11 protein-coding genes and 1 pseudogene are annotated in these 12,078 nt (G+C 48.5%); 2 read left to right on the top strand and 10 right to left on the bottom strand.

The window, feature by feature from the left end:
* Positions 1–117: 117 nt before the first annotated feature.
* From JVX88_RS10615 to rpiB, 10 genes are all read right to left on the bottom strand, one after another.
* Positions 118–780 (bottom strand): V4R domain-containing protein, encoded by a 663-nt coding sequence (locus JVX88_RS10615; RefSeq protein WP_211627277.1) that lies wholly within the window; start codon positions 778–780, stop codon positions 118–120.
* Positions 781–833: 53 nt separating this feature from the next.
* Complete coding sequence (locus tag JVX88_RS10610; protein WP_211627276.1) at positions 834–1,322, bottom strand: hypothetical protein; 489 nt, start codon at positions 1,320–1,322, stop codon at positions 834–836.
* Positions 1,323–1,411: 89 nt separating this feature from the next.
* Positions 1,412–1,726, bottom strand: a complete 315-nt coding sequence (locus JVX88_RS10605) for a hypothetical protein (protein ID WP_211627275.1) — start codon at positions 1,724–1,726, stop codon at positions 1,412–1,414.
* Positions 1,723–2,247: a V4R domain-containing protein gene (locus JVX88_RS10600; RefSeq protein ID WP_317134620.1), complete on the bottom strand. Its 525-nt coding sequence runs from the start codon at positions 2,245–2,247 to the stop codon at positions 1,723–1,725. Before JVX88_RS10600 ends, JVX88_RS10605 begins: the two co-directional genes overlap by 4 nt.
* Positions 2,214–5,249, bottom strand: coding sequence for a filamentous hemagglutinin N-terminal domain-containing protein (locus tag JVX88_RS10595; RefSeq protein WP_211627274.1), 3,036 nt, complete (start codon positions 5,247–5,249; stop codon positions 2,214–2,216). The genes JVX88_RS10600 and JVX88_RS10595 overlap by 34 nt, the downstream gene beginning before the upstream one ends.
* A 36-nt stretch (positions 5,250–5,285) precedes the next feature.
* Positions 5,286–7,007: a cadherin-like domain-containing protein gene (locus JVX88_RS10590; protein WP_211627273.1), complete on the bottom strand. Its 1,722-nt coding sequence runs from the start codon at positions 7,005–7,007 to the stop codon at positions 5,286–5,288.
* 28 nt (positions 7,008–7,035) lie between these two features.
* Positions 7,036–8,142, bottom strand: a complete 1,107-nt coding sequence (locus tag JVX88_RS10585; RefSeq protein ID WP_211627272.1) for a DUF2911 domain-containing protein — start codon at positions 8,140–8,142, stop codon at positions 7,036–7,038.
* A 31-nt stretch (positions 8,143–8,173) separates the two neighbouring features.
* Positions 8,174–8,659 (bottom strand): DUF1772 domain-containing protein, encoded by a 486-nt coding sequence (locus tag JVX88_RS10580; RefSeq protein ID WP_211627271.1) that lies wholly within the window; start codon positions 8,657–8,659, stop codon positions 8,174–8,176.
* 5 nt (positions 8,660–8,664) lie between these two features.
* Complete coding sequence (locus tag JVX88_RS10575; protein ID WP_211627270.1) at positions 8,665–9,567, bottom strand: DUF5996 family protein; 903 nt, start codon at positions 9,565–9,567, stop codon at positions 8,665–8,667.
* 26 nt (positions 9,568–9,593) lie between these two features.
* Entirely contained in the window at positions 9,594–10,028 is a 435-nt protein-coding gene (gene rpiB / locus JVX88_RS10570; RefSeq protein WP_211627269.1) for a ribose 5-phosphate isomerase B, read from the bottom strand.
* A gap of 107 nt (positions 10,029–10,135) precedes the next feature.
* On the opposite strand from rpiB, the gene JVX88_RS10565 reads away from it, so the two are divergent.
* Positions 10,136–11,419, top strand: a complete 1,284-nt coding sequence (locus JVX88_RS10565; RefSeq protein WP_211627268.1) for a hypothetical protein — start codon at positions 10,136–10,138, stop codon at positions 11,417–11,419.
* A gap of 75 nt (positions 11,420–11,494) precedes the next feature.
* Positions 11,495–12,049, top strand: a pseudogene (locus tag JVX88_RS38220) (S1C family serine protease); the annotation flags it as partial.
* Between the last annotated feature and the right edge of the window lie 29 nt (positions 12,050–12,078).

The following is a 12,078-nucleotide window of genomic DNA, read 5'->3' as shown; positions in this document are numbered from 1 at the left end:
TCTCTACTCTCAAGAACCGACTCGCGCGTGCTTTCTTCTATTGTGCCTCGCTATGAAGATTCTCGAAATTAGAGGTTTTAAGGCATTAGTTGCAAAGCCTCAAACCCACTCAGCAACTCATAGCCCAGACTGGCACATCTGCTGCATGATGGCATCGTGGTCTAGATGAGTCACCATTGTTTCCACCGGCTCTAGCCGCTGCGGCAGTCCCAGCAAAAAGCGATTACAGTCAGCTCCCATCGACTCACAGCTAGTTTGAACGCAGTGCAGTTCTCTACCCGTAAGTCGGCTGAAGAAAGAGGCCAAGGCTCCTGCTTCTAAATAGCAGACCGGTTGATTTTGGCTAGGAGCCAGCCGCGCAAAGGCAGAATTCCAGGTTTTTACAATCAAGAATCCCCGCTGCTGATAGGTTTGATCCAGATCGATCTGGCCCCAGCCATGGGCGATCCAACAGGCTTGCAAAGCTTGCAGGAATTCGATCATGGCAACATTGGCAAGCGGTGTCCCATAGTAGCCGCTGATTTGTTCACAAAAGCGGGTATAGAAACTTTTGCCCCACCATTTGCCGCAGTTAAACAAAACCAGCCGAGCGGCTTGACCGGTCTCTTTGTCTAGCCCCGAATAGATCGCCTGAATTAAGGTTTCTGGCACTGCCAGCAGCCGATCACCCTGCCGGTTTTCCAGTAGACCTACCTCTAGGTCACCCCGGACATAAACATCAGGCGCATAGAAGTTACCCGGAATTCGGTTGTTTGTCAGAAGATCAGCAACAGAAATCATAGGAATTAGAAAAACCAGGAAAAACTATACATCTCAAACCTCTACGCCCCAGTTCAACGTCGCCCATTAGCGGGGTTCATCGCTTGGGACAACAACGCTTCTTGCGCTAACGCCAAACCAGGACTGAGATAGCCCATTTGCTTGGCCGTCAACATTTTCGACAATTGCTGGTTCAATAGGCGGTAGAGTTTTGCGTCAATCGTCTTTGTATCGTAAGCTTGTGCCAGCGGCCCCACCCAATCCAAAAACCGTTTCTGAATCAAGCTCTCATCGTTGATCAATAAACTCAACGCACAGTAGCGCAACATCAGCAGTGCATGTTTGATACAGCGTTCCAAATTTTCTTCCGACTCCTCAGGTAGAGCGGCTTGCAGTTGGTCAACAACCGCCTGCATAATCTCCAGCTCGCGGTCTCGTAGGTTGCGATAGGTGTCCAACCGCTCTGGCATGGAAGCAACATATTGGCTAATCAGCTTCAGCTCTTCAACTTTGAGATAGCGATTTTCTGCTTCATCAAAAATACTGGCAAGTTGTGGATGCATAAGCGTAGAAGGGCAAAGATGGACTGCGGAGAGAAAAGGCTAATGCTAGCCAGTACGAATCTCACTCAAGCGGACTAGAACAAATCGCACTAGAACAAATCGGAAAAATCCTCCAGCGTAAACCCATTCGATTCTGAATTAGGCGTTGGCTCGATTAAGGGTTGAGGCGTGGGTATGGTGCCATCTCCAGCCCAGTTAAAGGCGCTAAAGAACTGGTCTACGGTTAAGAATAAACTGAGGGGCTGGGGTTCGGTTTGGGCATTTACTAGACGCAAATGCTGGATTTCTGGCGGCTGATCCTCCCAATTGATCGAGCCAAAAAACTGCTGCACCGTTTGTTTCAGCCAAGTCTGCGGAGGGTGGGCAGCCGCACCATTAGTCTGGAGAAGGGCAGCCTGATTCATCGTAAGACCTCACCAGCTCGTAGACGTTTTTCAATATCGCGGGCTGTTGCCCCTTCATTCATCCAAAAGGCAGCAGCATCAATGCGATCCTGTCCGCCCAGCAAAAACTTACAGTAGGTTTCACCCATTGAGTAACACTGAATCTCAATGCAGCTTAGCTGTTTTCGCACTAACTCAGTAAAGAATCCAGCGAACAAACCAGCATAGAGATAGCAAACTGGCTTACCGACATCACCTAGGGTGCGGGCCACGGCAGAGTCAAAAATGTTGATGAACATAAACCCCTGCTTGCGATCGCCCATGTCAACTTCCCAGCGCCCCCAGCCTTGAGCGGTGAAGGGCCACCACCAGGTTTCCAATAGAAATAGCAAATTGGTTTGGCGGATGTTTTGATCAAATTCTTTTTCAAACCATTTTTCGAAGAAGAAAGCATCTTTTTGACCCCATTCGCAACCAATCGTATACATCGTGGCAGCCGAAGCATCCCCTACTTCCTCTTGCAGTCCCTCAACCAAACCCACAATAAAATCTTCAGTTGTGAGAATGTTTTGACTTCCGTTCCAATCGATAATGTTCCATCTGCGTTTATATTCACCTGATTATTTTGATCAAGGTTAGCCGTACTGGATGCAGCTACAGCTTGGCGGCCTCCCTCGAAGAAAACAGCGGGTGTATTAAAGCTAATATCACCCCCCTGGTTGCCCGCAAAGGCTAGAATATCGCTATCATCAAAAGCCACAACGGAATCGGCTGTAAGAGTGATGTCACCACCATTCCCTACATCACTCACCACTTCGGTTCTGATGTCACCATCGCCTCGCAAACGAATTCGCTCACTTGTTAAGTTGATTGAACCACCTGAGGAGTTTGCCGCAGAGGTTGTAATATCGCTATCTGTAATCACAATTGCTCCATTCGCATTAACATTGATGTTACCAGCAATACCACTTCCCTGACTGCGAGCCGAAATCCGCGCTCCGTTGTCTAACTCCAAAAAGATTGTATTTACCATGATATTGCCGCCATTGCCGCTAGAGTTTTCACCCGTACTAGCAAATAAACCACTTCTACCATCGTCTTGAATAATGTCCTGTCTTGCTTGACTAGAACGAGATCGGAAGGCAGGATTCCGTCCAGAGAGAACCAGCGTGTCTGCCGTCAGGTCGATAGTGCCAGCTCGTCCATCTCCTAAAGTCGTTGTAACCAGTTGACCACCATCTACTAATTGAACCACATCAGCGCTAATAACAATATGACCTGCTGCATTAGCGTTAGCAGTGCTGGTATTAATAACAGAATTATTCAAGATTCGTAATAGTGGAGTCATAATTTCAACATTACCTCCTGACCCATCGGCAACCGGAGCCGCAATCGTGAAGATGCTACTGGAAAACTCTTGAGTTAAGCCATTCAGCACAACCGAATCCCGAGCGCGGATGACCACGTTGCCCGCTGGACCCTGCCCAAAGGTGTCGGTTCGTAGCTGGGACCCGTCGGATATCTCTAGAACACCAGTCGTAATCCGAATATCACCACCGCGACCAACTGCCCTTGCGCCCAAGTTACTGAAGATCGTGCCCCCATTGCGAACAACAACCCTATCACCTGTTGAAATCACCACGTTACCGGCACTGCCACGCCCCAAGCTACCTGAGGAAAGTTGAGCACCGTTGATTACAAATAAGGCATTAGCCGAGATTCTGAGATTCCCAGCCTTACCTGCACCTAGTTGATTGATTCCAGTAAAAGCACCACTGCCAGCCTGATTGGAATTGATGCCGTCAAAGATCACTCGATCACGGGCAAGGATAACTAAACGACCTGCATTGCCCTGTCCACTAGTTGTAGCACTCAACTGAGCACCGTTTGTCACCAGCAGGGAACCCGTCCAAATTGTGATATTGCCACCATCGCCGCTGGCATCATCGGTAACTTCAGAAGAAACTCCGCTCGGAATTGGATTGGAATCAGTACTGGTACCGTCAAAAGAGGCAGTGCCATTAATTTCAAGGGTGATACTTCCGGCACGTCCTTCACCATCATTATTTCGAGTCAAGATGCCAGCTCCACCCTGTACTGATAATGATCTGGCTTGAATGCGAATATTACCTCCATTTCCGTTAGCTCCACGTTCAACCGAACTAAAAAGTCCGCCACCTCTGCGGTTCGGACCAGACCCCTCAAGCGCAAGATTTTCTGCAATTGTGGCAGTAATATTTCCAGCATTACCTTGGCCAAATGTGCTGGTGGTCAATCGAGCCGCATTGGTTACTTGCAGCGATCGGGCACGAATTTGAATATCTCCTGCATCACCATTGCCACTTGCCGCTGCTCTGAGACGAGTCGTTGCACCATCAATTAGAGCCTCCCCTCGAATCAGCAGAGTGATGTCGCCTGCCCTTCCTGCTCCCAAATTACTTGTCTCTAAACGAGAATCTCTCACAGCCAGCGATCCAGCTCGGATACTGATGCTACTGCCACCAGACAAATTAGACAGCAACAAATTACCAATCTCACTTTTGATGATTTCAAGTCTTTGATTGGCATCCAATTGAACGAATGCTGGCATCTCAGTTGAAAAATTCCCTTGACTGGAGTTGCTTAGCAAGGTACTAGCAGCCAACCTCAAATTCTCAGCATCAATTCGAATTATTCCACCTTCCATCCCAGAAACGTCAAGCGTAGAATTCTCAATAGCTACATCTGATCTTGCCGCAGCCTTTGGAAACGCTCCTAAGTATGGAACAGTATTCGTGTAATTTAGCCCTAAGTTGCCCAGTCCTGAAAAGCCTACAATTTCAATTTGACCATTTGGAGCTTGTACAGCGCTATTACTGATGACAACACCTCTAGTGGCCAGATTTGGGCCAGCCGCTCCTCCCACTAATAACAAACTCTGATCAGTTGGAACAGAAAGAAATCCTCGACTTTCAATTCCATCAGTTGCTTGAGCAGTAATTTGATTAAACAAAAGTGCAGACGGATTGACAGTTAGTAGTGGTGAAGGCACCGTTGGATTACTCGCACTAAAAGAATCTTCTCCAAATTGAATGGTATTAGCCGTTGTACCAATAAATGACCCTCCTACATCTAATCTAGAATTGCGGCCAAATAGAATGCCGTTTGGGTTCATGAAGAATAAATTTGCATTTCCCAAAATGCTGTCGGAGCCAGCCTGAATCACACCAAGCTGACCCAAAATCTCTGAGCGATTGCCTCCTGTAACGCGGCTAAAAATATTGCGAACCCCAGATGGATTTGTGAAATAGGCTCCCTGTTCTTCTGGCACATCAAACTGTTCAAAACTATGAAAAAGATTAGCCCCTCGTCTTGCCCCACCATCAATACGGTCACTTTCAAGATCGCGAATTCTTACATTTCGAATAACTCTAGAGCCTTCATTACCTAAAGTCGTATCTGGCGTAATCTGAGCAATAGCAGCCGGATTGAATGCAAACAGCCCAATCGGAAAGATCACTAGCCTCCTAAAACCAGTAATATGCTTCTTGCGCCGTTTACTCATTGCCATGATTCAATGCTCTTGTTGAGTACCAAAAGGTCAACTAATCGTGAATTGGAAGGTTCCTTCTATGCTACCTTGCTGATCGGTTACGGTGAAATTAAAGCTGTCGGTAGGAGCAAAATTCTTGAGATCGTAGAAGTAGATTTCTGGGTCTGTGCCATCTGATTGCGATATAGTAAGAGCCACTCTAGAGCCAGAAATACCACCGAAGGCTGCCCTGATATTCGGATCAGTAATGGGTGTGACAGTGCCTTCACCATCGTAGAAAAATAGTCGCGTCACTCCTGCTTGCTCTGTGCCCCACACAACATTGGTATCGGAAATCCCAAGCGGCACGTCATTAACTCCGTTGTTTGTTAATCTTGTGCTTCTCCTAGTTAAAGCATTATACAAAAAGACTTCCGAGGTGCCGTTGATTTGCGCACTCCACACCACATTATCTCCAGAAATTCCTACTGCGGCTTGCTGCGTGCTTCCAGGGGTTGTCAATTGAGTAATTTGTCCAGTACTACCATCATAGAAAAAAGCTTTATTTGCATTATTTTCAATGCTGTTCCAAATTACGTTAGAACCAGAAATTTCCTCTGGAATATCATCAACATTGTTATTGGTTAGCTGAATGGATGTTGTACCGTTATAGAGAAATACTTCTAAGTCATTACCATCAAAACCACTCCACAGCACATTAGAACCAGAAATAGCAATCGCTTGATCGTTGATGCTATTGGGATGAAGCAACTGAGTCACCTGTCCGGTAGTTCCATTGTAAAAGAATGCTCTAAAAACAAAATTTTGATCAAAATTATTCCAAATCACATTGGATCCAGAAATCCCGGCGGCGATATCATCCACTATGTTGTTAGTTAGCTGAGTAGATAACCCTGTTGTACCATTGTATAAAAACACTTCAATATCACTGCCGTCAATTCCATTCCAGACTGCATTTGAACCAGAAATTCCTAGGACAATTTCACTAACTGTGTTCGGATTTTTCAATGGGGTCGTTATTCCGGTGTTACCGTTGTAGAAGAAAGCTCTAGTAATCTGACTGCGATCAAAAAAGCCGTTAAAGATTTGGCCTAGGTTGTTGCCTTGATTCCAGATGATATTTGCTCCATCCACTCCTTCAGATAACTCATTGACAGCATTATTTGTTATTTGGGTTCTTACCCCAAAGCTCGTATAGCTCAAGCGATTGGCGTCGATATCAGCTTGAGTAAATTGGCTACCTGCGCCTAACATCACACCATTGAGCTGTAAGCTGCCAATTTGTGGCAAACTGGTTAGCGTATAAATAACCTCGTTGGGTCTTTGCTCGGCATCGGTCACTTTTAGGGCATTCGCGCCAATCGCAACCGAGCCACCCCGGTTTAAACTTAGACCAGTATTGAGCGTCAGGACGGGAACGGTGTTTCCGCTAAAGGCCGTCAAACGGTAGCGTGTTTTGGCTCGACCACGCCCCGGCGTCACTTGAACATAATAAGTGCCTGCCTCCAGAGAAACAACCATCGATTCACTTTGTTTGCCGGCTCGACGCGATTGAGCAATCACTTTTTTGCCTCGACTATCCAGTAAAGCTAGATTTGCATTCGCTTTTAACCTGGTCAGAGCCAAATTGAGGCTGCTACGTCGCTCCAACACAATCCGAAACAGGTCACGCTTATCGCTGCCACCAATCTGGTTTGAGAAGTTGCGAGGTTTGTCGCCAATGCTCAACCTGAATGCATTTTTAAGTGTATCGCCTGGATCTTTTGCCATGATAAAGATGCTCCTCTAAACAGATGCTTTAAAACGGTTGGTAACGTACCGAGAAATATAATCCACTATCTTGCAATGAACTACCCTCGTCTTCGACATCAATTAAAGGAAAGCCATAATCCACACGGACCGATAAATCCGGTGTAATCAGCCAGCGCAAGCCCAGACCCAAGCTGACGAGTGTATCGGGATCGGGATCAGGAGTGTCATTGTTCCAGCCGTGGCCTGCTTCGACAAAGGGAATAATTTGCAGGCGATTGGTATTGGGCAACAGCGAAAACCGCAGTTCCGTGGGGGTCTGTTCGGTGTAGTTGGCGTTGTTTGCCTCGCGTGCCCAGGCATTTGCCTCGGCAATGACCTTCAGAGCCTCGTCCTTCTTGCCCGCTTTATGAAGTATCCGAGCGCGGAGCAGGCCGAACCTTGAATTCTTAGGACTCTTTTCAAGAGCCGTCATTATCCAGCGGTGGGCTTGATCCAGGTCTTTGTCATTGTGAAAGTTGTACTCGGCAGCGAGGAAATAATTCATCGCGCTCATACCGCCTTCAGCTTTTTCAAGTTCAGCGATCTGGGCAGCTATGCGCGAATCGACGTCGAATTCGATCGGGAACTTTACTTCGGTATTCTCCCAGGAAAGTGACACATTAAGCGAATGGGAAGTGATGTCCGTAAATGCGATGGTAAAAGTCTCGACAAAGCCGGCAGTCTTTGTTGGGACCGCCTTAAATCGGAAAACATCCTCGTCTTGTTTATAAACATTACCTGCAAGCGAGCGATGACGGAGGTTAGAATGAATGATCATCGTCCATTCCTTCTCGCCAGGGATGGAATATAGTGCGTAGGTTCCGGCCTTCAGCGGATTCCCCGCTATCTTTACATCTTCGGTGAAGGTCAATTTGGTAGAAGCATTCGCACCGGTCCGCCATATTTCATTGAAAGGAACAAGATCGCCAAATATCTTTCTGCCTTTTGCGCTTGGGCGTGCATAGCTAAGCTTTACCTCGGTAAGCCCAACTTCCTGTGAGATCTCGGTCGCGGGACTCAAGATCGGGACTTTCAAACTTGGGCCCTGTTGGCCCTGGCCAAAAGCTGTGACGGTGAGTATGACAAGAGCAAAAAACAAAATACCAAACTTCATATCAACCTCCATGTAAAAATGTGACCTGAACCTACCTTTTGACCAGCGAAAGCGCTAGTAAAACTGTTGATGCGATACAGGCAATTGTCCTAATGTGATTCCAAAACGTCCACTCGCGAAGATACGTTTGCCATATCAGACCTGCCGCGACCGGATCGCCGGGATCAGCCGCGACAAGGGCATTATTTCGCGGAACGTTGAATATTATTGTAACCAGAAACCCGCCAACCAGGTAAAACGATGCGCCCGAAACCACCAACCATCGGCCCGGAACAGCACTATCTAAGAGACCTAACCCTATCAGAAGGATCGAGATGAGCGAGTTGCCAAGGAACAAAGCTATGAACGGTGTGCGAACGATGACTCGATTGATCTCATTCATCGTCTCTGCCGCTTCCTCCACGGGCCTTGCAGCAAGCGAGCGCATTATCGTCGTTGAAAATATGAAGAAAACGCCGCCAACTACCCCCGACATCGTCAATGACACAAGGATAAGTGCGGAGATCAGGTTTCGCATCGGGATCAATAAGCTGAAAACTCGGAGATGCTCCAGCCGGCTCGCTTTGCACCCGCCTGATAGGCGGATTCGAGAAATTCTACAATTCTTCCATGTGGGTCTTCTGCGGTTCGGACGTCCCTGTACATCAAGAGTGCAAGATGGCCCCCGTTTGACTCAGCCCATTGGGCCGAAGCAGGAGCAAGCGGCTCAGCGGCCAAGCCTTCCGGCTCTGGCGCAGTATATGAGTAGAAAGCCGGATCCGGAACTCGGTCATCTCCGAACCAGAAACCGAAGCTGATCACTTCGTGTGAATACGCTTCGCGTTCCACCCGGTTCGCCCCTTCACGAACAGGTGCCCGCTTTCCGGAAAATCGCGTCAACGCCAGGTCGAAACTATGCCAGAACATATGAACGGGAGTTGATTTGCCGAGAAAGCGTCCTCTGAATTCGTTCAATATACCATCGACGATGACCAACGTTTGATGTGCCCGTTCAATATATTCCTTATCGTAAGACTTATTTTCGATATCTTCGGGAAAAGGTGTCGTCGATGGTGCTTCGTATGGAATAGGCTTGATCTTTGGTTCGATACCGAGCTTTGCAAGATTGGCAAGGACGCTGCTGTAAAAGTCGGCGACGGTCAAGCCATCGTAAAGGCCAAAATCCTCCTGTCGTCCTGTATTGGTCTTGATCACTAGGCGGTGTTGGCAAAGATCAAGTTCGATCTCAAAGTTACCGCTCTTAAACGGTATCGTATGTGTTGAGAGCCCGCGTGGAGTTACATACAGCGGAACGTGCCACCAATGATTCAAATGCGGATGCATTCCGAGCCGTATCTTGCCGACGATCTGGCAATAGAGATGGAGAGTATTCTTGGTCGGACGCCAGGCTTCGAGCGGTATCTCAGGGAATTGTGAATTCTTCATATTTTCACCGCCGATAGGTGATCCATCTAAGATTCGATCTTTTCCACGCGGCGGGCATGGCGTCCGCCTTCGAAATCCGCAGCAAACCAAGCTTTTACTATCTCAGCCGCCTCTTCTGGTGTCGTGAACCTACCGGGAAGAGCAAGAACATTCGCGTCGTTATGTTCGCGGGCAAGCCGAGCTATCTCCGGCTTCCAGGCGACGGCCGCTCGAATTCCCTTTACCTTGTTCGCGGAGATCGCCATTCCCGTGCCCGATCCGCAGACCAAAAGCCCCTGATCGACCTCGCCCGAGGCAACTTTCTCCGCGACCTTCCTGGCAAAATCGGGATAATCTACCGATTCGTGTGAATCCGTACCGAGGTCTTCGAACTCGATGCCAAGTTCTTTCAGTGTTTGTTTTATAGATTCTTTCTCGTCAAAGCCGGCATGGTCGGCGGCTATAGCGATCTTTTTTGGCATGACCGCATTTTATAACACCTTGAATTCAAATCGGCAAAAGCAACCAAAATAATCCGCAAGTTCTCAAAACGGTTACGTTCTATCCGCGTGGAGGCAATTTAGAGAAAATGGTTCTAACAAGATCTGTGGCCGCAGTCTTTATCCTTTTATTCTTATATGCGTCTGCATTGGCAACATCGGATCTTGAACAATTGGCTGCAGGTGCGACCTCGCCGGATCGCGAGCGTGCAGAAGCCGCTATATCTGAATTGCGGGCGAAAGGCCAGGCGGGGCTGGATGTGCTTTTTGCCAAGTATTCACAGCAGATAGCGGAATTCTCAAGGTCAGGCGAAACGACCGAAGAATGGCTGCGGGTTTCTGGTGCATTGGACAAGGTGGCGATGCAAAAGGATGCGTATGCATCCGGACTGTATTGGTTCACCGATCTGGTAGCCGCACAAAAACTGGCAGCGGCAACGGACAGGCCTGTACTCTCACTGCGTTTGCTTGGAAATTTGAATGAGGAATTTTCTTGCGCGAACAGCCGTCTTTTTCGCGCTCTACTTTATGCGGATCCTAAGCTATCCGGATTCTTAAAGAACAATTACGTGCTGCATTGGAGCTCCGTCCGCCCGGCACCGCGTATCACCATCGACTTTGGCGACGGACGAAAGATAGAGCGCACAGTTACGGGCAATTCCATACACTACATACTAGATGAGGACGGGCGTATCATCGATGGGCTCCCGGGGATTTACAGCCCGGCCGCATTTTTGATCTATCTGGAACAGGGCAAACAGGTCAATGACGCTATCGATGGCTATTCCGCGGACCGAAAGTCCCTTGCAATAAGACGGTATCGCGGCCTAAGTTTTGACCGCATACGCGAACGCCGGGAAAATGCGATCAAGCAGCAAGACATCAAACTTACGGAACCGGAAACCGGTACAGAGGCATTTCGTGCCGCACCGATCGCGGTCGCAAAGATGTTCGTGACCGATGAGATAACGCTGCTCCGCCGATACGATGATTTCGCTCGCTTCGAGCCTTTGCTCCAATTCTCAGATTGGAAAAAACTCGCGGCCGCATACTCGCCGAACATCCGTTTGAGCAATGAAAGCCTTGAATTCATCCGCCGGCAGGTTCGCGGCACCGGACGGACGACTGCCGAGTTTAGCTCCATGTTGGCTAGATTGAAGGAATACATCGCTCTGGATACGACACGGAATGACGTTGTCTATCACCTTAAGATCTACGAATGGCTGAACTATGAAGCAACCTCGCCCGACGTTGACCGGTTCAATCAACGTGTTTATGCCGACCTTTTCAAAACACCGAACAGCGATCCCTGGCTCGGGCTTTATAGCACAGATGTTTATGCAGCACTTGACGGCAACGGCATCACCCGTTGACACCAGCGAGAGAAAATAGTTTGTTCGGCAAAGCGGAAACTAATATAATCGCGAATGAGATAGATCTCATTCGCGATGTTTTTCATTGCCCGATATTTTTTTGTGGTTTTGATGGTCGCTCCTTTCGTAGGAGCTATGTCAGCCCACGCACAGGAATATCTTCCCGAGCTTGTCCGCCGCATAAAACCTTCCGCAGTCGCCATCGAAACATTTGATGTCCGCGGCGAGACCATCTCGCGCGGCAGCGGTTTTTTCACCGGATATGACCGTGTTATAACGAATCGCCACGTTCTGGAGCGTTCAGCTCGCGTAGTGATACATCTCTCGGACGGCAGAAAATTTCCGGTCAAAGGCGTTTTGGCGATTGATGGTGAAGGCGATCTTGCAATGCTTCAGGTGGATATTCCGCCTCAATTGGCAAGGCCGCTCCCGATCGTGCGCACAGTGCCTCAGGAAGGTGAATCGGTCGTGGTTGTCGGAAATCCTTTTGGCCTTGAGGGAAGCGTGTCGAATGGCATAGTTTCGGCGGTTCGAGACATTGCGGGCTACGGACGAATAATTCAGATAACTGCTCCGATCTCGCCCGGCTCATCCGGATCGCCGGTCGTGAACATGATCGGCCAGGTCATCGGTGTTGCTACACTTCAGGCTGCCGAAGG

This window comes from Leptolyngbya sp. 7M, from assembly GCF_018128485.1.
Note: the sequence above shows the minus strand (reverse complement) of the source record. Positions and strands in the feature narration are given on the sequence as shown.

Bases quoted from the DNA above. Each gene is read 5' to 3' on its own strand.
- JVX88_RS10615 (WP_211627277.1), bottom strand. From the start codon at position 780: ATGATTTCTGTTGCTGATCTTCTGACAAACAACCGAATTCCGGGTAAC.
- JVX88_RS10610 (WP_211627276.1), bottom strand. From the start codon at position 1,322: ATGCATCCACAACTTGCCAGTATTTTTGATGAAGCAGAAAATCGCTAT.
- JVX88_RS10605 (WP_211627275.1), bottom strand. From the start codon at position 1,726: ATGAATCAGGCTGCCCTTCTCCAGACTAATGGTGCGGCTGCCCACCCT.
- JVX88_RS10595 (WP_211627274.1), bottom strand. From the start codon at position 5,249: ATGAGTAAACGGCGCAAGAAGCATATTACTGGTTTTAGGAGGCTAGTG.
- JVX88_RS10590 (WP_211627273.1), bottom strand. From the start codon at position 7,007: ATGGCAAAAGATCCAGGCGATACACTTAAAAATGCATTCAGGTTGAGC.
- JVX88_RS10585 (WP_211627272.1), bottom strand. From the start codon at position 8,142: ATGAAGTTTGGTATTTTGTTTTTTGCTCTTGTCATACTCACCGTCACA.
- JVX88_RS10580 (WP_211627271.1), bottom strand. From the start codon at position 8,659: ATGCGAAACCTGATCTCCGCACTTATCCTTGTGTCATTGACGATGTCG.
- JVX88_RS10575 (WP_211627270.1), bottom strand. From the start codon at position 9,567: ATGAAGAATTCACAATTCCCTGAGATACCGCTCGAAGCCTGGCGTCCG.
- rpiB (WP_211627269.1), bottom strand. From the start codon at position 10,028: ATGCCAAAAAAGATCGCTATAGCCGCCGACCATGCCGGCTTTGACGAG.
- JVX88_RS10565 (WP_211627268.1), top strand. From the start codon at position 10,136: ATGGTTCTAACAAGATCTGTGGCCGCAGTCTTTATCCTTTTATTCTTA.